General features: G+C 39.2%; 16 protein-coding genes. 8 read left to right on the top strand and 8 right to left on the bottom strand.

Features of this window, described 5'->3' with window-relative positions; genetic code table 11:
- Window positions 1–38 precede the first annotated feature (38 nt).
- Together GZ212_RS10200 and GZ212_RS10195 are read right to left on the bottom strand one after the other, a co-directional pair.
- Window positions 39–878: an ABC transporter permease gene (locus GZ212_RS10200; protein ID WP_166959659.1), complete on the bottom strand. Its 840-nt coding sequence runs from the start codon at window positions 876–878 to the stop codon at window positions 39–41.
- Between the two features lie 593 nt (window positions 879–1,471).
- A complete protein-coding gene (locus GZ212_RS10195) occupies window positions 1,472–1,864 on the bottom strand; it encodes a hypothetical protein (RefSeq protein ID WP_166959656.1) in 393 nt (130 codons plus the stop codon).
- A 552-nt stretch (window positions 1,865–2,416) separates the two neighbouring features.
- Between GZ212_RS10195 and GZ212_RS10190 the strand changes: the two genes are divergently transcribed.
- Window positions 2,417–3,166: a hypothetical protein gene (locus tag GZ212_RS10190; protein WP_166959653.1), complete on the top strand. Its 750-nt coding sequence runs from the start codon at window positions 2,417–2,419 to the stop codon at window positions 3,164–3,166.
- A 1,228-nt stretch (window positions 3,167–4,394) separates the two neighbouring features.
- Here the strand turns inward: GZ212_RS10190 and GZ212_RS10185 are convergent.
- The 4 genes from GZ212_RS10185 to GZ212_RS10170 all read right to left on the bottom strand — a co-directional run bounded on the left by GZ212_RS10185 (window position 4,395) and on the right by GZ212_RS10170 (window position 11,231).
- Window positions 4,395–5,363 (bottom strand): SDR family oxidoreductase, encoded by a 969-nt coding sequence (locus tag GZ212_RS10185; protein ID WP_166959650.1) that lies wholly within the window; start codon window positions 5,361–5,363, stop codon window positions 4,395–4,397.
- A gap of 1,290 nt (window positions 5,364–6,653) precedes the next feature.
- A complete protein-coding gene (locus tag GZ212_RS10180; protein WP_166959647.1) occupies window positions 6,654–7,940 on the bottom strand; it encodes a nucleotide sugar dehydrogenase in 1,287 nt (428 codons plus the stop codon).
- A 17-nt stretch (window positions 7,941–7,957) separates the two neighbouring features.
- Window positions 7,958–10,429, bottom strand: a complete 2,472-nt coding sequence (locus GZ212_RS10175) for an exopolysaccharide transport family protein (RefSeq protein WP_166959644.1) — start codon at window positions 10,427–10,429, stop codon at window positions 7,958–7,960.
- Window position 10,430: 1 nt separating this feature from the next.
- Window positions 10,431–11,231 carry a polysaccharide biosynthesis/export family protein gene (locus GZ212_RS10170; RefSeq protein ID WP_166959641.1) on the bottom strand — a complete coding sequence of 267 codons (801 nt, stop codon included), beginning with the start codon at window positions 11,229–11,231 and terminating at the stop codon, window positions 10,431–10,433.
- A gap of 106 nt (window positions 11,232–11,337) precedes the next feature.
- Between GZ212_RS10170 and GZ212_RS10165 the strand changes: the two genes are divergently transcribed.
- The 7 genes from GZ212_RS10165 to GZ212_RS10135 all read left to right on the top strand — a co-directional run bounded on the left by GZ212_RS10165 (window position 11,338) and on the right by GZ212_RS10135 (window position 24,199).
- Window positions 11,338–13,194, top strand: coding sequence for an ABC-F family ATP-binding cassette domain-containing protein (locus GZ212_RS10165; RefSeq protein ID WP_166959638.1), 1,857 nt, complete (start codon window positions 11,338–11,340; stop codon window positions 13,192–13,194).
- A gap of 94 nt (window positions 13,195–13,288) precedes the next feature.
- Window positions 13,289–14,056 carry an O-methyltransferase gene (locus tag GZ212_RS10160; protein WP_166959635.1) on the top strand — a complete coding sequence of 256 codons (768 nt, stop codon included), beginning with the start codon at window positions 13,289–13,291 and terminating at the stop codon, window positions 14,054–14,056.
- A gap of 121 nt (window positions 14,057–14,177) precedes the next feature.
- Window positions 14,178–14,750, top strand: a complete 573-nt coding sequence (locus GZ212_RS10155; RefSeq protein WP_166959632.1) for a cob(I)yrinic acid a,c-diamide adenosyltransferase — start codon at window positions 14,178–14,180, stop codon at window positions 14,748–14,750.
- A gap of 163 nt (window positions 14,751–14,913) precedes the next feature.
- Window positions 14,914–15,135, top strand: coding sequence for a DUF2795 domain-containing protein (locus tag GZ212_RS10150; RefSeq protein ID WP_053972467.1), 222 nt, complete (start codon window positions 14,914–14,916; stop codon window positions 15,133–15,135).
- A gap of 157 nt (window positions 15,136–15,292) precedes the next feature.
- On the top strand, window positions 15,293–18,646 hold the full coding sequence (gene secA, locus GZ212_RS10145) for a preprotein translocase subunit SecA (RefSeq protein ID WP_166959629.1): 3,354 nt from the start codon (window positions 15,293–15,295) through the stop codon (window positions 18,644–18,646).
- A 211-nt stretch (window positions 18,647–18,857) separates the two neighbouring features.
- Entirely contained in the window at window positions 18,858–23,438 is a 4,581-nt protein-coding gene (locus GZ212_RS10140; protein ID WP_166959626.1) for a malectin domain-containing carbohydrate-binding protein, read from the top strand.
- A gap of 14 nt (window positions 23,439–23,452) precedes the next feature.
- Complete coding sequence (locus GZ212_RS10135; RefSeq protein ID WP_166959623.1) at window positions 23,453–24,199, top strand: T9SS type A sorting domain-containing protein; 747 nt, start codon at window positions 23,453–23,455, stop codon at window positions 24,197–24,199.
- Here the strand turns inward: GZ212_RS10135 and GZ212_RS10130 are convergent.
- A complete protein-coding gene (locus GZ212_RS10130; RefSeq protein ID WP_166959620.1) occupies window positions 24,177–24,887 on the bottom strand; it encodes a peptidoglycan DD-metalloendopeptidase family protein in 711 nt (236 codons plus the stop codon). The genes GZ212_RS10135 and GZ212_RS10130 overlap by 23 nt on opposite strands.
- A gap of 17 nt (window positions 24,888–24,904) precedes the next feature.
- The gene (locus GZ212_RS10125; RefSeq protein WP_053972463.1) at window positions 24,905–26,371 is read right to left on the bottom strand and encodes a hypothetical protein; all 1,467 of its coding nucleotides are present in this window, start codon (window positions 26,369–26,371) and stop codon (window positions 24,905–24,907) included.
- Window positions 26,372–26,391 lie beyond the last annotated feature (20 nt).

The following is a 26,391-nucleotide window of genomic DNA, read 5'->3' as shown; positions in this document are numbered from 1 at the left end:
ACTCACCATTCACTACTCACCACTCACTACTCTCCATTCTATGAACTCAACCGCTCCACCACAATAGGAATGGAAAACCTATAAAACACCAATCCAAAAAACAACAGCGGCAAACAGGTGAAAAGTATAATGCCGTAATATCCTAAAAACTCAGGGAGCATTCCAGTCAAAAGATCACGAGGTACCGTCACTAAAGGGGTAAAAGGGTTATAGGTCATAAACGATCGCATAAACCCACTCGTAGGTATACTGTAAACCACGGGGGTAGCATACATTAAAAACCGCATTCCAAAACCTATAAGCTTGCTAATATCCTTATAAAGAAGCCCCAGAGGGGTTACCAACAACCCCAAGGTCGTCCCCACAAAAATAGCACCTAACATACCCAATGGAAACAACAACATACTCCAGTGCCATCCCATCCCGTAAAAGAGTATAAATAACACCAACAAAACCACCTTCACCAGACTGTTAAACAACAGTTTAAAAATCCCCGATACCAACAAGGCTTCCTTAGGGAAATTGATTTTGGTTAAAATAGATTTGGCACTGTTGGTACTACTAATGGGCGAATTGATAGCCTCAATAATAATAGACCAAATCAAGGTACCCGAAAACACATAAACAGGATAAGGAATACCCGTATCAGACAAGGCCACGGTACCCGATTGCTTCAAAGCCATCCAAACCAAAGCAGTCATTAAAGGCGTAATAAAGGCCCAAAAAACACCCAAAAAAGATTGACGATATTGCGCTTTAATGTCCCTAACAGCCAATTGGGTGGCCAAAAAACGGGAAGCATAGATATCCTTCAAACTGCTTCCCAGCAAAAAGCTCAATTTAAGTTGCTGATCTTTGCGGTAGGTACGGGTTTTCAAAAAATAATTGATTTAATAGCTTTCTTGGCAACTAAGATAAGAATTGCAGAACCTTATAAAAATGTTTTGGTGAAAAATGCAGAGGGTTGTTAATAAAAAGGAGGGTTTTGAAAAAGTATAAAGTTGAAGGTAGAAATCAGCTGATGCTTAAGTAAACGAGATAACTACAACTCAACCTCACATGGCTTGATTCCGGATACACCTCCCTACAGTCGGCACTCGAACTGACAACGTCTTTTTAACCTCCCCATCTCACTTCGAGTGATTTTATGGAGCGCAGCGGAATAAAATTGTATCGAGAAGCTTGTCACTTCGAGCTTTGTCACGGCATTCATCGTCGGGATCGTTCGAAGAGCAACGGAGAACGATTGTATCGAGAAGCCACCAAACACCAACAACTAAAAACCAAACACTAAAACAATTAAACTACTCAACATTCACTATTCACTATTCAATTTTCTATGCTCTACATTCTTTTCTCTTAATACACGTCTTGCCTCTTGGTTCTTGGTTCTAGCCTCTCGACTAAACATTAATCAGAAATCAGGAATTAAAACCACATTACTAATCGTTAATTGATAATTGTTAATTGCTTAAGCTATTTCCTGAGCTTGATCATCCTCCAAATCTTGCGACCTATTCTTTAAAGACTTCGGACTACAAAAAATATCAAAATCGGGATGGTGTAAATAAGAATCCACATCAATTTTTCCTTCCTTCATCATATAACCTTGACGCAATTCCTCTTGGGTCATCGAAGGTAAATTTTCAAATCGCGTGGAATTAATATATTCAAAAACCACATTCAAGGGCACCGAAAAACAATAACAAAAATCATAAATACTAACGAGCGATCGGGCAGACAATCCTCGCTCATCACGCACATACTGTAACATCCTTCTAGCAGTCCGAATACAAAGCCCAGTCATATGGGACACATCGGTAGAATCAATAAATAACTTCTTTTTTTTAGGGGACATACTCATAACATAAGACTTTAAAATTCAATAAATTAACTAATGAATCTCAAGCTAATAAGTAATACGTTTAAAAAATATAGAAAGCAAAAACTTTCGACAAACAACATCATTTAAACATGTCTATTCCTACATATTTTTCTATTTGTAAGAATTTTTACGTATTAACCTACTTTTTATAACAATTCACCGATAAGGATATACAAACATCGATAAAAATAAATTTATCCTACAATTTCGATTTCATATTTAAATGCAGTATAGCTTAAGTATGGCTCAAGTACGGATAGTGTACGGTGAGTGTATGAAACCTCAAGGCAATTTGAGCCTTTCAATAAGGTCCTTGAGCTATCAAAAAAATAAGTTTTCCAATTTTTTAAGACCTGTTTCGGACAAGAAAACCCAAAAAGATCATATTCGGACATCTGGAAAAATCCACTGCCCTTTAATTCCCAACTTGCTTCTCGAAACAGAACAGCTCCATAGTCCCAAAGGCGCCAGGGTAAGAAAGCGAGCAGTTCCTTTCAAAAATAGTTTATTAATGTTTTAAATTTTTGCGATATGGCAAAGTTGAAAAGCTTAATCAAGATCGAGGGAACCCTGGACGATCTTACCTTTTACAAGGGCAAAGAAGGGTATTTGGTGAAAACCAAAAGTGGAGTAAGTGCAAACAGAATCAAAAACGATCCTGCTTTTGCCAGAACTCGTGAGAACGGATCCGAATTTGGAAAATCGGCTTCTAGTGGTAAAATACTTAGAAGAGCCATTTTACCATTGATGGAAGATGCCAAAGACAGTCAGGTCACCGCACGGTTAACCAAAGTGATGACCCAGATTAAAAATTTGGATACCACCAGTCCTCGTGGACAACGTGTTGTGGAAGTGGGAATTACAACTCCTTCAGGTCAACAAACCCTAAAAGGGTTCAATTTTAACGACCGGGCCATTCTTAGCACGGTACTGCTGAGTGATATAGGTTTAGATACAGCCACAGGAGAAATCACTTTAACCGATTTCATCCCAGCTCAAAACCTATCCGTTCCAGTGGGAGCAACCCATGTAAGCTTAACAAGTGGTTTTTTAAATTTGAATTTCGCAACGGGAGATAAGGACTTACAACTTAGTCCAGTTTCCAACTTACCTATTGATAATACAATCACCACGGTGACCCTAACCCCTGCCGCTGTCCCCACAGGAACCGGCACCCAAGGGTATTTCCTAAAAGTGGCCTTTTATCAAGAAGTAAACGGAATCCAATACCCGTTAAACAATGGGGCATATAATGCCCTTGAAATTCTGGAAGTCTTATAACCAAAAAGACGCTCCATCCAAAAGACCGTCCCTAATCAAGGCGGTCTTTTTTTTTTAAAAAGGTTCCCCTCTTTAGACAAAGAGGGGTGGACAGCACCAAGCATACTTGGAGCTGGACGGGGTGTTTGAACCCTAAGCCAAAAAAATAATGATTCACGGTGTCTCCCCGAGCGCAGTCGAGGGGTTACTTTAAAATCAATTTCCTTCTAAGAGGTCTCGACTGCGCTCGACCTGACAACTAACTTTTAATTATTAAAACGCCTGTCGTCCAGAACTGTCACACTGAGCATGTCGAAGTGTTGTTTCAGGATCTCCTTAAACCCCTTTCCGGCAAAGCCGAATAACCACCGACCTAGTTTTTAAACTGTAGTAAAATCAAAAAGCTGCTTTGCTTGGGTAAAAGAGCGCCGGACAAGCGTAGTGATTGTGGCGCGCATGATTAAGCAGGTTTGTAAGATTTTCAAGGTGTAAAAAGTAAGTCTAGCATTTTTTGTTACTTTTTTGAGCGATGTATAAAAGTAAATACAAATAAAAATGAACAAATATGCTTCGACAAGCTCAGCATGACAAGAAATGTTTGAAGTAATATTGAAGAATCATTTCGGCAACGCCGAATAACCACCGACCTAGTTTTTAAACCGTAGTAAAATCAAAAACCTGCTTTGCTTGGGTAAAGGAGCGCCGGACAAGCGTAGCGATTGTGGCGCACAGGAAAAAGCAGATTTGTCAGATTTTCAAGGTGTAAAAAGTAAGTCTAGCATTTTTTGTTACTTTTTTGAGCGATGTATAAAAGTAAATACAAATAAAAATGAACAAATATGCTTCGACAAGCTCAGCATGACAAAGAAAGTTTAAAGAAAACAGGTCGCCCTTTTTGGTTCTCGATACACCTCCTTACAGTCGGCACTCGAACTGACAACGTCTTTTTAACCTCCCCATGTCACTTCGAGTGATTTTATGGAGCGCAGCGGAATAAAATTGTATCGAGAAGCTTGTCACTTCGAGTTTTGTCCCGACAACATCGTCGGAATAATTCGAAGAGCAACGGAGAACGATTGTATCGAGAAGCCACCAAACACCAACAACTAAAAACCAAACAATAAAACAATTAAACTATTCCCTATTCAATTTTCTATGCTCTATATTCCTTTCTCTTAAACACTAGCTATCATGACTCCTAGCTCTAGCCTCCTGTATCTCCAATTGATAATTGTTAATTGCTAATCGGTCATTGTTCATTGAAAACCTTCCAGGTCAAACCTAACCCTTCCTTCACAGTTACCTCGGGTTCATAGCCCAACAAGCGCTGACCTTTGGAAATATCTGCCAACGAATCACGCACATCCCCCATACGTGGCGGACCATAAATGGCTTCAAGTTCTGATTCTGCGGCTTCCTTTAAAGTATGCCACAAAGTATTGACCGAAATTCGCTCCCCACAAGCTACATTAAACACCTCATTGGCAGCTTCCTTACTAGCAAAAAAACCTTTCACATTGGCTTGTACCGCATTAGCCACATAGGTAAAGTCCCGGGTCTGCTCGCCATCGCCATTAATCTTAGGCGGTTGCTTTGTCTTCAGTGCTTGCATAAACAAAGGAATAACAGCGGCATAGGCACCATTTGGACTCTGCTTGGGACCGAAAACATTAAAGTAGCGCAATCCAATGACATCAGTACCATAGGTTTTACCAAACACATCGGCATACAATTCATTCACATATTTGGTTACCGCATAGGGCGATAAAGGCTTTCCAATAACAGCTTCCACTTTGGGCAAACTGGCACTATCGCCGTAAGTGGAACTAGACGCCGCATAGACCATTCGTTTCACCGACGGACTATCTTTCAAGGCAATCAACATATTTAAAAAACCAGAAATGTTCACCGCATTGGTAGTCGCTGGATCATCAATCGATCGAGGCACCGATCCCAAAGCTGCTTGGTGAGAGACATAATCCATCCCTACCATGGCTTTATGACACATATCCAAATCACGAATATCCCCTTCCCAAAGTTCAAATTGAGGGTGCTCCATAAACTCGGTAAGATTCTCCCGGTATCCATTGGAAAAATTATCCAACACGCGCACCTTCTTGGCTCCATGAGCCAATAAATAGGCCACCAAGTTACTTCCAATAAAGCCTGCGCCTCCAGTCACTAAAAATGAATATTCCTTTATTTCATCTGTTACCATACCTTGTCTTTAAGTAACGTAAAGATAGCGCTTTATATAGGCTTTAAAAATCATCTAGCCAGATTTTAACCGAAATTATGGAATGAAGAAAGTTCCCTCACCATTTATTTTCACTCATTATCTTCACTAAACCTGAAAGCTCCCCTCTTTAGTTAAAGGGAGGAGCCATATCTGATATCCTTAAGACCACAATGAAAACCCACTGCCCTAATTTTTATCTGTATCAAAAGTCAAAACCATATTTCGGCAAAGCAGAAAAACCGATGTTTTTGAATCGTTTTGGATTAAGGTAATTACGAAGCATATCATGATTCCATAAAAAATAATGATTCACAATGTCTCCCCGAGCGCAGTGAAGGGGTTACTTTAAAACCGCTATTCTTCCAAGAGGTCTCGACTGCGCTCGACCTGACAACTAACTTTTAAATATAAAAACGCCTGTCATCCTGAACTTGTTTCAGGATCTCCTTGAACTCCCCTTTCAGGCAAAGCCGAAAAACCGATGGTCTGCGACATAATGAGCAGTTTTAATCTGAACTAGAAAAATACTAGGAGCTTACGGCTAAAACTCAATGAAAAAGAAACAAGGCTTAATGCCCAAAGCTCATGGTAGCTATCGACAGATAGCTAATGTCATCAGAGCATCTTGATGTTTTGGTTCGTTTTACATCAAGGTAAAATGAACACAATGTAAGGTGCTTCGACAAGCTCAGCATGACAAGGAATGTTTGAAGTAATATTGGAGAATCATTTCGGCAATGCCGAATAACCACCGACCTAGTTTTTAAACCGCAGTAAAATCAAAAACCTGCTTTGCTTGGGTAAAGGAGCGCCGGACAAGCGTAGCGATTGTGGCGCGCATGATTAAGCAGGTTTGTAAGATTTTCAAGGTGTAAAAAGTAAGTCTAGCATTTTTTGTTACTTTTTTGGGCGATACAAAAAAGTAAATCCAAATAAAAATGAACAAATATGCTTTGACAAGCTCAGCATGACAAAGAAAGTTTATAGAAAACAGGTAGCCCTTTTTGGTTCTCGATACACCTCCTTACAGTCGGCACTCGAACTGACAACGCCTTGTTATTCTCCCTATGTCACTTCGAGTGGTTTTGCGACAGTAGAGAGCAAAATTGTATCGAGAAGTCTATATTCTATTTTCTTTGTTCTATTATCTTATAAACGAATCTGTCTTGGCTCTTGACTCTTGGTTCTTGCTACTTAAATCTGAAACATTAGGCTGGCTAATGCCCACTAAGCAACACATTGCTCATAGTTAATTGTTCATTGAAACTGTCACAACCTAGCATCCACCAACTCCCTAGGAAGTAAAGACTTCACATCAAAAACAACCGTTTTATCAGCTTTCATCCCAGCAATATCCAAATCTAAAAACTCTTTATGCGATACCGCCAAAATAATCGCATCATAGGTGGCTGCCAATTGGGAAGCGTCACTTATCAAGGGAAGCCCGTACTCCTCAAGCACCTCATCCTCAGAAGCCCAAGGATCATAAACATCCACTTCGATATCATAGGTTTGAAGCTCTTCAATAATATCAATAACCCGAGAATTACGAATATCAGGGCAATTCTCTTTAAAGGTGATACCGAGTACCAAGACCTTAGCTCCTTTAATGGTTGCTCCCTTCTTGATCATCATTTTCACGGTTTCAGTCGCTACATAGCCGCCCATACTGTCATTCATTTTACGACCAGCTAAAATAATCTCAGGATCATAACCCGCTTCAATGGCTTTTTGTGCTAGATAATAAGGATCTACCCCGATACAATGTCCTCCTACCAATCCTGGGGTAAATTTGATAAAATTCCACTTGGTTCCAGCTGCTTCCAAGACCGCTTGAGTATCAATATCCAAAAGCCGGAAGATTTTAGAAAGCTCATTGACAAAGGCAATATTGATATCCCTCTGGGAATTCTCGATCACCTTAGCCGCTTCTGCCACTTTAATGGAGGGCGCTAAATGCGTACCAGCAGTAATAATGGAACGATACAAAGCATCGACTTCTTGGGCTACCTCAGGTGTACTTCCAGAAGTAACTTTTAAAATCTTGGTAACCGTATGCGTTTTATCTCCAGGGTTGATACGCTCAGGAGAATAGCCAGCAAAAAAGTCCTGATTGAAAGTCAAACCAGACATCTGTTCCAAAATAGGGACACAAAACTCTTCGGTAACTCCAGGATACACGGTCGATTCATAAATAACAATGTCGCCTTTTTTAAGTACTTGCCCAACAGTTTCACTCGCCTTTTGCAAGGGAGTAAGTACAGGTCGCTTCAGAGCATCAGTGGGTGTGGGAACCGTAACAATATAAATTTGGGAGGCAGCCAGATCCTGTACCTCTTTAGTAATTTTCAGACCAATATCTTGGGAACTTTCCGACAAAACAGCTTTTAAGTCTTCAGAAGACACCTCAAGAGTATGATCCTCTCCTTGTTGCAATTCTCGAACCCGTTTGCTATTGATATCAAAACCAATAGTGGCATAGGCTTTTCCAAACTCAACGGCCAAAGGGAGTCCCACATACCCCAAACCAATTACTGCAATCTTTTTATTACTCATTTTATTGTATATCGTTATTAAATTCTTTTTAAAAACTGCTTAACCTTTTCCCATCTCGAAACGCGTCCATTTTGATGATAGGCATTTCCGTAAACACCATAGCCATAGCCGTAACCGTAACCATAGCCATATCCGTATCCATAATTATGATTGGATTTATGCTTATAAAAGTTAAGCACAAAATGAACATTATTCATCTCTCCGTTGCGATACTTAGCATTGACCAATTGCAACATCCCTTTTTTGGTGTAATCCAACCGCACCATAAATAAGGTCGTATCGGCATATTTAACTAATTCCAAAGCATCGGTCACCAATCCCAATGGTGGGGTATCCAACACAATGATATCATAAGTCTGTTTGAGTTCTGCCATCAAGGAGGCCATTTTCGGACTCATCAGCAATTCCGAGGGATTGGGCGGAATAGGACCCGATGTAACCACATCCAAATTTTCGATATGGGTAGCACTCTTTACATCTTCAAAGCTTCTTTCCCCAATAAAATAATTAACCAAACCATGTTCGTTTGTCAAATCAAAATCATCAAAGATTTTAGGTTTCCTTAAATCCAGACCTAACAAAATGGTTTTTTTTCCAGAAAGTGCATACACCGTGGCTAAGTTGATCGAGCAAAAGGTCTTTCCTTCCCCACTAACCGAAGAGGTAACCATAACTGTTTTTCCTCCAGTGGATTCCTCTTTATTCAGAATAAATTGCAAACTAGAGCGAATGGCCCTAAAGGATTCCGCGACCGCCGATTTCGGTTTCTCAAACACCACCAAATTATTGTGGTATCGGTACTTCCCTAACAAACCAATAATCGGAATTCTGGATAGGATCTCCACCTCATCAGACCCATGAATGGTATTATCCAATAAAAAGAGAACAAAAATAAAAGCCAAAGGTATAAAGGTTCCCATCATCAAGGCCATCATATAGTTCAAATTGTGATTGGGACCTATACGTCCACCACCAATATCCTTGGCTTCATCAATCACCGTAATATCCGATACATTGGCTGCTTTGATAATGGCTGCCTCACTGCGCTTCTTCAAATAAATATCATAAGCTTCTTGGCTCAAATCCAATTCCCTTTGGATTTTCAAAAAGGTCTGCTGTTCCTCAGGCAGGTTAGAAAGTTTGCCATTTAAACGCCCCATTTCCTTTGAAATACTATTTAAATTAAGTTGAATGGTATTCCTAGTAGCATCAATGGTTTCCAAAAGCACGTTCTTCTCAGAATCAATCCGTCGATCCAACTCATCAAACAATTCTGAATCCTCACGGGTCGTATATTCCAAATTTTGTCGCTCAATGGCCAGTCCCGTAATTTTACTAACGCTGCTCAGTATGTTCCCTTCATTGATTCCTACCGAAGTGGGGGCCGCTATATTGACATAGTTGTCTTTGGTTCTCAAATAATTTTCTAAATTGTCTAGATACAAAATCTTGGCTTCCTCTTCCCTCTTTTGCTGCTCAAAGACCTTTAGGCGCTCCGAAGTTTCCATCATTTCATCCTGTATCGTAATCACCTGGTTCTTTTTCCGGAACTCATTCATCTGGTCATTGACCTGAACCAAATCGGTATTGACCTTATTGAGGGTACTGTCTATAAATCGAATGGTATTGGTGGCATAAAGATTTTTTCGTGCCAACTCCTCCCTACTTAAAATAGCAGCCGTGGTATTCAAATAATCGACAATCTTCGCCTTATTAGTCCCAGATAAGAACAGTCTTATAACTGATGATGCATTTTTCTCAAATGGGGTAACTTTAACAAAGGTCTTATATTGATTGACGATGCCATCAAAATTTAAAAACCTTACAAAAAACTCACTTCCGGGTTTGACCGGCTTCACCAATTTAATGGTTCCATTGAAAAATGGTAAATGAATGGGTTGGTTTAATGGAAAGGTTTCTTTGTATTCACCTACGGGCAAAGTGACTCCTTTTTTTTCCTTTGTTGTATAATTTTGAACAGTTCCTCCTGAGTTTTCAAAAGTAGCAAACAGTTCAACTTTGTTACCTTCCAAAAAGCGCAATCCCAAAGGAGGACCCAGTAACTGTCCTCCGGTAGTATCCAAACTCACCCGAAATGGAGCTTGATGATAAATATCCTCTTTGCGATATTTCCCCTCCTTAAGGTATTCCATATAAAACTGTAAGGAGTCAACCACCTTTTCGTTATGATTCCTGGTTCCCAGGGTGGTCATGGTTTTCCCCATTTTACCCGAGACACCACCCCAATTAAAGGAAATACTGGTAGTCGTAGTAAAAAACGGGCTTTGGTCGTTTTCCACAGATATTAAGGAGGTCAAGGCATAAACATTGGGCTTTCTTACGTTTACCATATAGGCCACTAACATGGCTAAACCAATACATACCAAAATCAACTTCCAATTGTTTAGGATTTTAAACAGATACCCCCGAAAATCAAAAGTAATTCGAGATTCTTGGGTTTCTATGTCTTGTATATCAAATTGGGACATATTATAAACGATCGATTAAAAGAAGAGTCGTTGAAAGAACCGTAATCACAGTAAACACAGTTAAAAAGGTATCTTTAGCCGTTGTTCCAAATCCCATACTAACTTGCTTCAAAGGTTTCACATAAATAATATCATTGGGCTGAATATAGTAATATGGAGACTCCATCACCTTAATATCGGTCAAATCGATATGATGTATTTGCTGTCCCTGAGGGTACTGGCGAATAATCAAAACATCTTTTTTATTACCCGTAATAGGAATTTCACCACAATTGGCAATAGCTTGAAAAATATTTACCCGCTCCTGAAACAAGGTCTTAGTACCAGGGCTTCCTATTTCTCCGTTAGCCGTATATCGTAAACCTGTTAATTTTACCGTGACAAAAATTTGGGCTGTCTCCTTAAAATGTTCGGTCAATAACTTCTCCTTAACCATACCTTCAATCTCCTCTAAGGTATATCCCAACACATTCATTTTACCTAATAAAGGAATACGGATTTCCCCGTGCAAGTCCACCGTAAACCCATCAAAATAGGCTCTTTGATCACTATCGGCATTCAGGTTTTCTTCACCCACCGGATTGAAGATGGTCAGTTTCTCTTGATCCAATCCCCGTACACGAATGTTCAACACATCATTGATTTGAACCCGATAGGGTTTCTGGGTTTCTGTAATACGAGGAATCGTATCGGCTCCATAAGCCTGTTCCTTATTTTGTAAATACACCAAATCCTTATGGGGAATGCAGGAAGTAAAAAAAAGGGTGATCACCACCCCTACAAGCATACACACGTTCTTCATTTGAAAGCGCCTAGTTTAGTAACAAATATAAGTTTTAGATACTAATATCAAAACTAAAGGAGCTAAATTTGGGTTTTATACGTTTATTTGCAAAAAAATAGCACCCTTGAATTATTTAACGGTTGAAAATATAGCCAAATCCTATGGAGAAGTCACCTTGTTTCAAGACCTCTCCTTTAGTGTCCATAAAGATCAAAAAATTGCTTTCGTTGCCAAAAACGGAACAGGTAAAACCTCTATCCTTAACATGTTGGCCGGAAAGGATGTCCCCGACTCTGGGAACATCATTTATCGCAACAATCTGAAGGTAGCCTTTCTACCACAGGAACCAGAGCTAGATGATACACTTACAGTAGAGGCTTCCATTTTTGATGGAGACAATCCCATTTTGGACGTCATCAACCGTTATGAAAAGGCGCTTTTAAATCCGGAAGATACCGAAGCCTACCAAAAGGCTTTTGAAGCCATGGACCGCCACCAAGCTTGGGATTTTGAGACCCAATACAAACAAATCCTGTTTCAATTGAAATTAGAACAATTGGATCAAAAAGTTGGGATGCTTTCCGGAGGACAAAAAAAACGGTTGGCCTTGGCCATGGCACTATTGAAAAAGCCAGACCTTTTGATTTTGGATGAGCCTACCAACCACCTAGACTTGGAAATGATTGAATGGTTGGAGTCCTTTTTCGCTAAAGAGCAACTCACCCTTTTTATGGTCACTCACGATCGCTATTTCCTGGAGCGCGTGTGTAATGAAATTATAGAATTAGACCATGGGCAACTCTTTAGCTATAAAGGAAACTATTCTTATTACCTCGAGAAAAGAGAAGAACGTATAGATCGTGAAACGGTGGAAACGGGAAAGGCAAAACAACTTTATAAAAAAGAATTGGACTGGATGCGACGCCAACCTAAGGCCCGTACCACCAAATCAAAATCCCGGATAGACGATTTTCACGATATCAAACAAAAAGCGCACCAACGTAGAAAAGACCATGTAGTACAATTGGAACTGAATATGGAGCGCTTGGGAAACAAGGTGGTCGAATTCCATAAGGTTTCCAAGAGTTTCAAAGACAAGACCATCCTCAACCAATTTGAATACAATTTTCAACCTGGCGAACGGGTGGGTATCATCGGAAAAAATGGAACTGGTAAATCTACCTTCCTCAACCTTTTAACAAAATCCATTGCTCCAGATGCCGGAAAAATTGTGCATGGAGAAACGGTCAAATTGGGATACTATACCCAAAAAGGGATTAACATAAAACCCCAGCAGAAAGTAATTGAAGTCATCAAGGAGTTTGGGGAGTTTATTCCTTTGAAAAAAGGAAAACAAATCAGCGCGCAACAACTCTTAGAGCGCTTTCTATTTGACCGAAAGAAACAATATGATTTTGTAGAGAAGTTGAGCGGTGGAGAGCGGAAGCGCCTGTACCTTTGTACAGTCTTAATCCAAAATCCCAACTTTTTGATTCTGGATGAGCCAACCAACGATTTGGATATTGTAACCTTAAATGTCTTAGAAGATTTCCTTTTAGATTTTCCAGGTTGCCTTATAGTGGTTTCTCACGACCGGTATTTTATGGATAAAATTGTGGATCATTTACTGGTATTTAAGGGAGAGGGAGAAATTGACGACTTTCCAGGTAACTATACCGATTACCGAGTGTATGAGGATAGCCGACCACAAGAAACGGAAAGTGATAAAAAGGAGAAAAAGGAGTGGAAAAAAGACAGCAATAGCAAACTGTCTTACAATGAGCAAAAGGAGTTCAACAATCTGGAAAGCAAAATAAAGGCTTTGGAAAAAGACAAGTTGAAATTAGAAAGTCAGTTTCATGATACCAGCCTAACCAATGACCAGATCCAAGAGCTCTCCCAAAAACTCCAATCCCTATTGGATGATATTGAAGAAAAGGAACTGAGATGGCTAGAACTCTCCGAAAAAATGGAAGACTAGTATAGTGTATCGTTGTTGGTTGTTGGTTCTTGATCCTAAATACTAATGAATCATTGCTAATTGCTAATTGTTTATTGTTTATTGTTAATTGTAAATGGTCTACCAAATTATTTCTTATTTAAAATTTCTGAAGCGCTCCACCAACCAGCATGGGGTGCATTCGCCATTTGTCTATGATTTGGTCACCAAGTGCTTTTACCTAAAACAACCATTTTACGATTATAAAAGACTGAAAGCCTATCGCAAAACCTTGCTCAAAGACAAACAACCTCTAGAAATGCTGGATTTGGGAAAGGGCTCCCGAAAAACCCAATCGCAATTTCGTACCCCATCAGAATTGGCCAAAACAGCTGGAACCCCATTAATAAGAGCCAAACTCCTCTTAAGATTAACCAATTACTTTCATTTTGAGACTATTTTGGAATTGGGAACCTCCCTAGGAATGGCAACCCATGCCATGACCTTAGGAAATCCTAAAGCTCAAATAACCTCTGTGGATGGAAACACAGAAGTGGCAGCTTATGCGGCAAATAAATTGGCTAAATGGAAGAACATCCATATTCTTAAAGGAAGTTTTGAGGAACACCTCCCAAATTTAAAAGAACAAAAGTGGGATGCCATTTTCTTTGATGGGAATCATACCAAAAAAGCCACTCTGGAATATTTTGAAACCCTTCTCCCTTCTGCACACAACGACTCCGTTTTCATCTTTGATGATATTTATTGGTCTCCAGAAATGACCGAAGCTTGGGAAATCATTAAAAGCCATCCGCAAGTGACCGTTACAATCGATACATATTACTGGGGGTTGGTATTCTTTAGAAAAGAACAACAAAAAGAACATTTCACCATCCGAGTTTAATTTATCCTGCTTACTGTCTAGTTTCTACTGTCTACTGTCCCCTACTTACTGCCCAATAACTTCTTTGAATTACCTACCATAAAACGTACCTTTGGATCCACGAACATTCGAAACTAATTTTATGAAAATATATACCAAAACTGGAGATCAAGGCACCACCGCATTATTTGGGGGTACACGGGTATCCAAAAATCACATCCGCATTGAAAGCTATGGCACCGTTGATGAGCTAAATTCATACATCGGTCTAGTTAGAGATCAAGACATCCCCTCCCAAGACAAAGAGCTTCTAATACATATTCAGGATCGCTTGTTTACCGTTGGAGCCATTTTGGCCACAGACCCTGAAAAAGCGACCTTAAAAAATGGTAAAGACCGTTTAAACATCCCCAAAATTTCAGAGGAAGATATCCTGCGGTTGGAACATGAAATGGACCTAATGAACGAGTCCTTGCCTCCTATGACACATTTTGTGTTACCCGGCGGACACCAAACGGTGTCATTCTGTCACATAACACGATGTATTTGCAGAAGGGCTGAGCGATTAGCCGTGTCATTAAACGAGGTAGAACCTGTTGATCCAAACACTTTAAAGTATTTAAATAGGCTTTCAGATTATCTATTTGTGTTGGCACGGAAATTGTCTCATCATGTGCATGCCGAAGAAGTAAAATGGATACCCGAAAAATATTAATCCATTAATGCCCGGGGTATAAAACCGTTAAAAACGAATGCATTACCCTTGTTTTACGGCACCTTTCAAACGTTCTTAATAATAATGTATAAATAATTCATTTTTTTCTTGACTTTTTGAAGTAAAAATTTATTTTTGCAGAAATTAAAAAAACTAATGAATCATGTATTGGACTTTAGAATTAGCTTCCTATTTAAGTGATGCACCATGGCCAGCAACTAAGGATGAATTGATTGATTACTCCATTAGAACTGGAGCACCGCTTGAAGTTGTTGAGAACCTTCAGTCTATTGAAGATGAAGGAGACCAATATGAATCCATCCAAGAGATTTGGTCAGATTATCCAACAGACGAAGATTACCTCTGGAACGAGGATGAATATTAATAACATCACTGTTTAAAAAGTCTCTTCAAGAGACTTTTTTTTTATTGTTAACTATTCCTAAAAACCATACAGTAACTTATAAATCGCCGTATTTTTACAGCGGTAAGATCTTATTATCATGGTTGGAGACAACCATAAACATAAAAACATCAATAATATGAGTATTTTAGATTCCGTACTTAAAATCTTTGTCGGAGACAAATCAAAACAAGACGTCAAGGCTATTATGCCTATCGTCAACAAAATAAAATCCTTTGAGGGAGACTTGGAAAAGTTATCCCATGACGAACTGAGAGCCAAAACCACCTATTTCAAAGACCAAATTGCCGAAGCACGAAAACCCTTCATGGATCACATTGCTGAACTGGAATCTAAAGCGGAAGCCACTGAAGATATCGATGAACGCGATGAAATCTACCAAGAAATAGACCGAATTCAAGATGATATTTTTGAAGCTACTGAAAAGGTGTTAAACGACATCCTTCCAGAAGCTTTTGGAGTGGTTAAGGAAACGGCCAAACGTTTTGTTAACAATACCGAAATTACGGTAACAGCTAGTGCTTTTGACCGTGAGATTTCAGGAACCAAAGCCTATGTAACCCTAGATGATGACAAAGCCATTTGGGCCAATTCTTGGGATGCCGCTGGAAAAGAGGTGACTTGGGATATGGTGCATTATGATGTGCAGTTAATTGGAGGTATCGCTCTTCACCAAGGTAAAATTGCCGAAATGCAAACAGGGGAAGGTAAAACTTTGGTTGCGACCTTACCTGTTTATTTAAATGCCCTATCAGGAAAAGGGGTTCACCTTGTAACGGTGAATGACTACTTGGCAAAAAGGGATAGTGCTTGGATGGCGCCTATTTTTGAATTCCATGGTTTGAGTGTTGATTGTATAGATTACCACCAACCGAATTCCGCAGCCAGAAAGAAAGCCTACAATGCTGATATTACTTATGGAACCAACAACGAGTTTGGTTTTGATTACCTAAGGGATAACATGGCCCATTCACCAAATGATTTGGTACAACGTCCCCATCACTATGCCATCGTCGATGAGGTGGATTCGGTATTAGTGGATGACGCTAGAACGCCATTGATTATTTCGGGTCCCATTCCGCAAGGAGATAGACATGAATTTAATGAACTTAAACCCAAAGTAGATAGTATTGTTGGGGTTCAAAGAAAATATTTAACAGGTGTCTTAGCCGAAGCTAAAAAACTGATTGCTTCTGGAGATACTAAGGAAGGTGGATTCCAATTGTTACGCGTGTACAGGGGGATGCCTAAAAACAAGGCTCTGATCAAATTCTTGAGTGAAGAAGGTGTGAAACAGTTGCTTCAAAAGACCGAGAATTTCTACATGCAGGACAACAACCGTGAGATGCCTAAGATTGATGCCGAGTTGTACTACGTAATAGACGAGAAAAACAACCAAATCGAATTAACCGATAAAGGGGTTGAATTCTTATCTGGTGCAGACGATCCAAACTTTTTCGTCATGCCTGAAATCGGAACGGAAATCGCCAAAATAGAGAACAAAAATTTAAGCAAAGAAGACGAAGCCGCAGAAAAAGAAGAGTTATTCCGTGACTTTGGAATCAAATCAGAACGCATCCATACTTTAAACCAATTACTGAAAGCTTATGCCTTATTTGAAAAGGACGTACAGTATGTGGTTATGGATAACAAGGTAATGATTGTAGATGAGCAAACCGGACGTATTATGGACGGTCGTCGTTATAGCGATGGATTGCATCAAGCCATTGAAGCCAAGGAAAATGTAAAAATTGAGGCTGCCACACAAACCTTTGCTACCATTACGCTTCAAAACTACTTTAGAATGTACCGCAAACTATCTGGTATGACCGGTACAGCGGTAACAGAAGCAGGAGAGTTCTGGGAAATCTATGAATTGGATGTAGTGGAAATTCCGACAAACAGACCCATAGCAAGGGATGATAAAGACGATTTGGTTTATAAAACCAAACGTGAAAAATACAATGCCATTATTGATGAAGTTACCAAGATTTCTCAATCGGGTCGCCCTGTTTTGATTGGTACCACATCAGTAGACATTAGTGAATTGCTATCAAAGATGCTTCACATCCGTAAGGTGCCACATAACGTATTGAACGCCAAATTACATAAAAAGGAAGCCGATATTGTTGCTGAAGCTGGTCAAGCTGGTCAGGTTACCATAGCCACCAACATGGCGGGTCGTGGTACCGACATTAAACTGCAAGGTGCAGTTAAAGATGCTGGAGGTTTAGCTATTATTGGTACTGAGCGCCACGATTCTAGACGTGTTGACCGTCAGTTAAGAGGTCGTTCAGGACGTCAAGGAGATCCGGGAAGTTCTCAATTCTATGTCTCATTGGAAGATAACTTGATGCGCTTGTTTGGTAGTGAACGTATTGCCAAAATGATGGACCGTATGGGACTTCAGGAAGGTGAAGTAATTCAACACTCCATGATTTCAAAATCCATTGAAAGAGCCCAGAAAAAAGTAGAAGAAAACAACTTCGGTATCCGTAAACGTCTATTGGAATATGATGACGTCATGAACTCCCAAAGAGAGGTGGTTTACAAACGTAGACACCACGCGTTATTTGGTGAACGCCTACGTGTGGATCTAGCCAATATGATTTATGACACTTCTGAAGGTATTGCTGAATCTAATAAAGCGGCAAATGATTTTAAGAACTTCGAATTTGAATTAATTCGTTTCTTCTCCATGAGCTCGCCTATTTCTGAAGAAGAATTCGGAAAAATGACTGCTATGGAAATGGCAGGTAAAGTTTACAAAGCAGCTTTCCAACATTACCGCGAAAAAATGGAACGCAATGCAGAAATAGCATTTCCAGTAATCAAAAATGTTTACGAAACCCAACGCGATAAATTCAAACGTATTGTAGTTCCATTTACAGATGGGGTTAAGACCTTACAAGTAGTCACAGACTTGGAGAAAGCCTATGAAACTCAAGGAAAACAACTTATCACCGATTTTGAAAAGAACATCACTTTAGCCATAATTGATGATTCTTGGAAAACCCATCTACGTAAAATGGATGAATTAAAACAATCGGTTCAGTTGGCTGTTCACGAACAGAAAGATCCTTTATTGATTTATAAATTTGAGGCATTTGAATTGTTCAAATCCATGATTGATCAAGTTAATAAGGATGTTATTTCTTTCCTTTTCAAAGGAGAATTACCATCGGAAGACTCAACTGCAATTAGTGAGGCTAGACAGTCTAAACCGAAGGAGAAATTAGAAACTTCCAAAGAGGAGATTCCAAATATGGACGAAAGAGCTGCTCAAAATAGAGCCGTTGGAAACACTCAAAAACAGGAGGTTGTCGAAACCATTGTTAGACAACAGCCCAAGATTGGAAGAAATGAAAAAGTGACGATTAAACATGTCATGAGCGGTGAAAATAAAACCCTAAAATTCAAACAAGCAGAACCTTTAATTACCAATGGTGACTGGGTGATTGTAGAAGATTAATACACACTTCATTTTAAAGGAAAAGCCAAGAATTTTATTCTTGGCTTTTCTGTTTATGGGCATGATGTCCGAAAAATAATCGTTTTAACGAAAAGCTAACATTTCACTCTTAAAATTCCTCAATTATTTACTAAATTCACATTCCAATCCTCCCTGATAATTTTTTTCGATTAATAGCGCCAGTACAACAAATCTTGAAAAAAATTGTAAAATGTCTTTTAATTGTTTTAAAACAAACTATTTAGCTAGATGGGCATTCCTAGCCATACTAAGTATTTTTTGGTCCCAACACACCCATTCACAAACCATTAGTTTTGGTTCTACCGGTCTCATTGGTGAAGGAGTATTAAATCCTACCTCTTTAGAATTTGGCCCTGATGACCGCTTGTATGTTTCCCAACAAAATGGAACTATTTGGGCTTATACCATTGAGCGCGATAATGCACCTGCGGGAAATGGCACCTACACCGTTACAGATGTTGAGGAAATCACCATGATTCGTGACTACACGAAAAACCACACAGATTTGGGTGAATTAACACCCGTCATCACTAGACAAATCACTGGAATTAAACTTTCCGGAACAGCTGAAAACCCAATTATCTATGCCTCTTCATCAGACAACCTCATCGGTGGTGGTGGTGCTGGAGAAGATACCAATTTAGATACCAACTCTGGAGTACTTTCCAGATTAACTTGGGACGGCTCCAACTGGATAAAAGTAGATTTAATAAGAGGATTACCAAGATGTGAAGAAAACCACTCTACCAATGGTATGACCCTTTTCGAACGTGAGGGCACCGAATTTATGTTACTCTGCCAAGGAGGAAATACCAATAAAGGGGCTCCTTCAAACAATTTTGCTGCAACCCCTGAATATCTTTATTCAGGTAATGTTTTGATTATTGACATGGACCAATTGGAATCTATGCCCATTTATAATGACCCAAGAACAGGAACTGATTTTGTTTATGATTTGCCCACTTTAAACGACCCAACAAGAGCTGACATCGATAATACAAGCCCTTATTTTCCTTATCCTTCTGGTCACCCTCTTTATAACGCTACCATCGATTTAAACGATCCCTTTGGTGGACATAATAGTTTAAATCAAGCTATTTTTGAGGCAGGTTCCCCGATTGAAGTCTTTGCTCCCGGTTTTAGAAACACCTATGACATCGTGGTCACAGAGAGCGGAAGAATCTATCTATCTGATAATGGTCCAAACAACACCTGGGGTGGAACTCCTAAAATTTACGATATCAATACCGATGAATTTCTAGGTTACCAAAACACCGTAGACTATGATCCTGCTAACCATTATATCACTAACGAGTTAAGCGAAGAAAACAGTTCTTTATATGGAGATCCGCTTCATTTTGTAGGGACCATAAACGATGCCAATTTCACCTATTATGGCGGGCATCCAAACCCTATTTTAGCATTCCCTAATAAAGCAGGAATCATTGGATACCTCAATTCTGGAGGCACCTGGATAGAAGAATACAATGGATCATTGGAATCTCTTTTAGGAGGTGTTACCGGATACTTTCAATCCTCTTTCATTATAGAGGATTTCCCCGTAAGACCAGAACTAGGTGAATACCAATGTGATTTACCTGTTTCCAGTCCTGAAAATAATATTTTGGATGTGATCAACTTTTCAACAAATGGAATTGCTGAATATACAGCGACCAATTTTGAAGGGGCTATGCAAGGAAGTATCCTTACAGCTTCTTTTGGAGGTGATATCAATAGGTATGTTTTTAATGAAACAGGAGACCAAGTCATTGAATATGAAGCCATTTTCTCAGGTTTTGGTAGTATCCCATTGGATGTCATTGCTCAAGGCGATGCCGATATTTTTCCAGGAACTGTTTGGGCGGCTACCTATGGCTCAAACAGCATCACTATTTTTGAACCTCAGGATATTGATTGTATAGATCCTCTGGATCCAGCATTTGACCCCATAGCCGACTATGATGGTGATGGTTTTACCAATCAAGATGAAATCGATAATAACACCAATTATTGTTCACAAGGAAGTAAGCCAAACGATAATGATGGCGATTTTATTTCAGATTTGAATGATGACGATGATGACAACGATGGCATCTTGGATGTGAATGATGCTTTTGCTATAGATGCTGATAACGGAACAACCACCAACCTTCCTATTCTTTATCCATTTTGGAATAATGATCCCGGAACTGGAATGTTTGGTTTAGGTTTTACAGGATTGATGCTTGACCCAACCGGATCTACAGATTATTTAACGCAATATGACCCAAATGATTTATCTTTTGGCGGTGCTGCCGGAAAGGCAACGGTTGATTACATCTCTCCAGGTGATTCCTTTGAATCCTTTAATGATCAGCAATACGGTTTTCAATTTGGAGCCAATGTAGACACCAATTCCAATCCTTTTACGATACATACCCGAATAGAATCCCCCTATTTTGGAATTAATGGTTCTCAAACCAATCCTCAAGATTTTCAATCCTATGGATTACAAATTGGAAATGGCGATCAAGACAATTATTTGAAAATAGTTATCATGAACGGAACTTCTAATGCTGATAATATTAACGGACTACAAGTGGTCCTTGAGGAAGATGGCATTGTAACAACGAACTATACAGAGGATGTAACAGACCTTTTAACAGCTAATGCCATTGACTTATACTTTGCTATTGATCCAGCTACCAATTCAGCACAACCCTATTATTCGTTGGATAAAGGGCAAAACTTATTTTTATTTGGATCGCCAATAACCCTACCTACTTCCTTTTTAGACCCTTCAGATAATCAAGGATTGGCCGTAGGAATGATAGGGACTTCAAGAGGTTCTGATTATTTTGCCGCTACTTGGGATTTTATAAATATAGAAGAAAACGAAAGCGGTATCCTATCCACAACCCCTAGTTCCATTGATTTTGGGCATACCCCTAACAATATCAATTATCGTATTAAGTATTTTGAATTACAGAATAATGGAGGTCCGACAGATGATCCCATCACTATTACAGATATGTCTATCACTGGAACAGATGCAGCCTTATTCAGTATTGATGCAACCACCCCTATTGTTCTGAATCCGGCAGCTTCCATGCAAATCCCCGTACTATTCCATGCGGATGGAACAGTTGGTACAAAAGAAGCCCAGTTGACCATTACCCATGATGGAAACAACAACCCTATTTTATTTAATTTGGCTGGAGAACTTACAGAAAATTACTCACCCGTTGTTCGTATAAATTCTGGAGGACCAGGATTTGATGCCACAGATGGCGGCCCTAATTGGGAAGCCAACCCTACGGGAGACGGTGGAATTGGAGAATCATTTGTAGTTGATGGCGGTGGCGGAACATATACCAACGGACCTTTAGATTACAGTATAAAAGACCCTTCTATCCCTGATTATATTGATCAAGCAACCTATGAGGCCATTATGCATACTCATAGAAATTCATTGGATATTACGGTTCCAATGACCTATCACATTTCTGTGCCAAATGGAAAATACATTGTAAACCTTTATGAAGCATCCCTTTATGGTGGTTCTTCGCAACCTGGTGAAGTAGTTTTCAGCATCAATATGGAAGGTCAGCGTGTGTTTTCACATTTTGACCCTAATGCGATGTTTGGACATTCGGTTGCTGGAATGCTTCAATTTAATGTAACGGTTACAGATAATGATTTAACCATTGAATTTATTGAGGAGATTGAACGCTCTAGAGTGGTTGCCATTGAAGTACTAGGTCTCACCTTCCCTCCTTTGGAAATTGATCCTCTTGAAAATATAACCAGTTGTGAAAATGCCATTGCAGATATCACTGCTTCGGCTACGGGCGGAAATCCAGCAGACAATTTTACCTATGCCATAAGTGGGCAACCAGATGGTATTGGAATAGAACCAACAAATGGTATCATTTTTGGTCAAATTGCATCTTCTTCTTTGACAGGTGGACCTAATGGTGACGGCGTGTTTAATGTAACCGTAACCGTTTCAAAAGACAACAGTTTTGATGCAACCGAAACCTTTACCTGGACCGTATTTGAAGACATTGAAAATCCAACTATCACCTGTCCAGAAAACATTACAGAATTCATTGATGAAGGTGAAATAGAAGGCTTAGTTACTATTGAAGAACCAGCAGGATCGGATGACTGCTCCTTAGGGTCACAGCTTGAATATTTAGGAACTCGAGCTGATGGCCTAGAGTTAACTGATCCGTTTCCATTAGGAGATACCATTATTACATGGACCGTGACAGATGCCAGTGGAAACACTTCTGACGCATGTGAACAAACCGTGACCGTGGAGGTGGGACAATATACCTTGGACCTATCTGTAACACTTCAAGGAAGAATAGACTACTCTGAAGATTATGATATTATTCTTTACCGTACCAACGATTTAGTAACACCTGCCTACATTTTTAGTGAAACAGCAGATAGTGCTGGAAATATTTCTATTGGAAGTACTATTGGGCAAGGATCATATAAAGTGCTAGTGAAAACGTCCTTGTATTTGCAACGGATGATTGAAGTAAATTTAACAGAAAATAGTTCCGAAACAATTCCTGTCCTATTAGCAGGAGATGCTAATAACGACAATATCATTAACATAGCCGATCTTGGTATCTTCTCAGGTGCTTATGGAAGCACTTTTGGTGACGCCAATTACTCGGAATCGGCTGATTTCAATAATGATTCTGTCATTAACATTGCAGATCTTGGCCTGTTTTCGGGTAATTATTTCGCAATTGGAGAAGACCAAAACAATTAAACAAAAATATATCTATGAAAACTTTAACCAAATCAATTTTATTAGGCACCTTCCTGATGCTTTGTTTTTCTTTAAAAGCTCAGGTAAATATGGTGGCGTCTGTTAATGTAACTCCGCCGTTGAGTATTGGCCAAACCTTTGATTACACCTTGGAAGCTCAGTCTGATGGCACCCCATACACAGCAGCCCAAGTGAAAATCACTTATGACCCTACATTATTGCAGGTAAATAGTTTGACCAATGGCGATCTTTTTGCCAATACAATTATCACTAATACTGGAACACCTGGCGTTATTCAATATGTAGCAGGATCAGCTGGAATTACACATACAGGCAATGGAACTATCTTTACTGTGGAATTTGAAGTTTTAAACGGAGATGAATCGATTACCATCGTCAATGATACCAATCCAGTGGATGGTGCTTATATTTCTAATCCAGATGGTATTAATGTCCTTGGAACTACTAATGATGTGGTTCTAGAAACTTTATCACTAAATGCTAAATGGAAAGCGCAATTAAAAGTCTTTCCAAACCCTGCAGACAAAGATCTCTTTATTCAACTATCTGAACCTTCAAAAGTATCCCAAATCAATCTTTATTCCTTAGAAGGAAAATTGGTAAAAACTTTTGATCAATTGGATGTAGAGGATAATCAAATTCATTTAAAACTACAGAACATCCCAAGTACCTTCTACTTGGTAAAAGTCATTTCCCATTCAGATGAACAGGCCACCTTTAAAATATCGGTGTCCCATTAAAAACTTTTAATAGCAAATTTGGATCTGGGCATAATTCTTTGAATTTGTCCAGATTTTTTTTGCTACAAACACCAGGAAAATCACCATAATATGCCTGCATATCCCTAATAATTTGAAAATGTAAATGAGGCGCATAATCACCATTTACTTCCGGGGCTCCCAAAGCAGCAATAATTTGTCCTTTTGAAAATGATTGACCCACTTCCAAATTGGTAATAGATTCCCTAGTCAAATGTCCATAAAGAGTAAAGAAGCGAATTCCTTGAATATGATGTTCCAAAATAATTGTTGGGCCGTAATCCCCAAATTGAATATTATCCCTAAAGCTATGTATTTTCCCATCTAAAGGTGCGAAAATAGCGGTTTCTTCAGCTGCCCATAAATCCATACCTAGATGAATGTTTCGTTCTGTCTCTTTATCAGATTTATTAAAATGCTTGCTACGCTTGTATATATCTCTCGTTTCCAAATAGCCTCCGTAAGCTACCTGTGCCTCATGCTTTTTTAAATAATCATTGATAAAGACTTCCCAATCCTTTGAAGAGGTGACATCAAATTGATGCAATTGTGCTTGGTTTTCAGAAATATCTATGGAAACATAGGATGACAAAGGAATCGTGTCATCAATAACCCTAAGGGGTTCTGGAGAAATCTGGGATAAAAAGGAGTTGAATGTGTTTGGGTCCATAGCCCAAAGGTAGGAAACTATTTCATAACCACTTGGCTAAACTTGGCGTTTACCACAATGGTTTTGCCACTGCCCAAATCTCCAGTAGAAAAAGAAGACACCATGGCTTCATTGGTTGACTTTGGGTGCTTAAAACTAGAGTTTTTCCCTTTGAATTGTAGGTTATAATTTGTTTGAGGCAGTGAAATTAAAGCATCACTGTTTTCTAAAACAATATTTAAATTCTGAAACCCAGAATCAATGTCACCTATAACCAAATCTCCAAAGCTCCCATCAATAATAGCGCTACCTGAAAGTTTGTCTAAAATAATGTTTGAAGAATTAGCACTTAAAACCAATTGTTTAACTTGATTAATTTGGGCATCATCCACATATTTAAGCTTTAGTTCCCCAGCCAACCATTGGTTTATTTTTACAGGGGAATAGGAGGCATTGATGGAAGTTTTACTTCCATCAATGCTATTGGCTACTAAAGCCGTATAAGTTAGATCTGCTTTTAAATCCTGAATATTGGAAGCAAATTTCAATTCACCATGCCTTACATTCATATTTAATTTGGCCTTTTTAGGTATCTTAATTCGTATCGTCTTAATTACACCTTGGGAATCTGGACCAACATGTCTTAATTTATAATTCCTAGACTTTTCTCTCATTTTTTGCCTTTCCTCCTGCATTTTTTCACGCTCCACTTGCATTTTTTCACGTTCATGAATTCGCTGTTGTCTTATAGCTTCTCTTTGTTCCAGTCTATGAGCTTGTTGTTCCATTTGACGACCAAATTGTTCTCCCCATCGTTCCATGTCCTTCCCAAATTGCTCACCCCATTTCTCCATGTCTTTCCCAAACTTTTCACCAAATTCTTTACCAAATTGTTCACCCCACGCTTCCATTTGTTTTTCAAACTCACGCATTTCTGGACTCTCTTCCCATTTCTTAGCCCATTCTTCCATTTTTTTGGCATATTCATCACCATACTTTTCTCCATATTCCTTGCTCCATTGTTCCATATAGGCCTCTCCTTCCCTTTGATATTTGTCATAATCAAATTGATATTCACTCACTCCTTTTGGTAATTTTGGAAGCTTAGGCATTGCAGGAAGAGGTGGCATATCAGACAACCCTTCTAAGGTAGGTGCTACGACCAATTCAGGTAACCTAGCCAGTTCTAATTCCAAAATCCTTAAGGCATCTGAAGATTCGTCATCAAAGTACACAAGCCTGTTGTTCCAAGAGCCATACATGCCTTCAGTAGTGATTGATACTTGATCTTTGGATCCATCTACAGAGATTTTCCAATCTTTTAAAACCTCATTCAATTCCTCTTTTGAAAGTTTATCGCTTTCAATATAGGCTTCCACCTCAATAATGTCTTTATTCCAGGTATCTATAACCAAATTGGTATAACTAGTATTGAGGTCGATGACCACCTCATCATTAACATTTATAGACTGCGATATCTTTTCAAGCTTTTGCTGTGCTGACATACTCAAGCACATACAAAAGA

Source organism: Mangrovimonas sp. CR14, from assembly GCF_011764015.1.
In the GTDB taxonomy this organism is placed as follows: Bacteria; Bacteroidota; Bacteroidia; order Flavobacteriales; family Flavobacteriaceae; genus Mangrovimonas; species Mangrovimonas futianensis.
The sequence above is the reverse complement of the archived record's forward strand: the minus strand, read 5'-3'. Positions and strand labels throughout refer to the sequence as shown.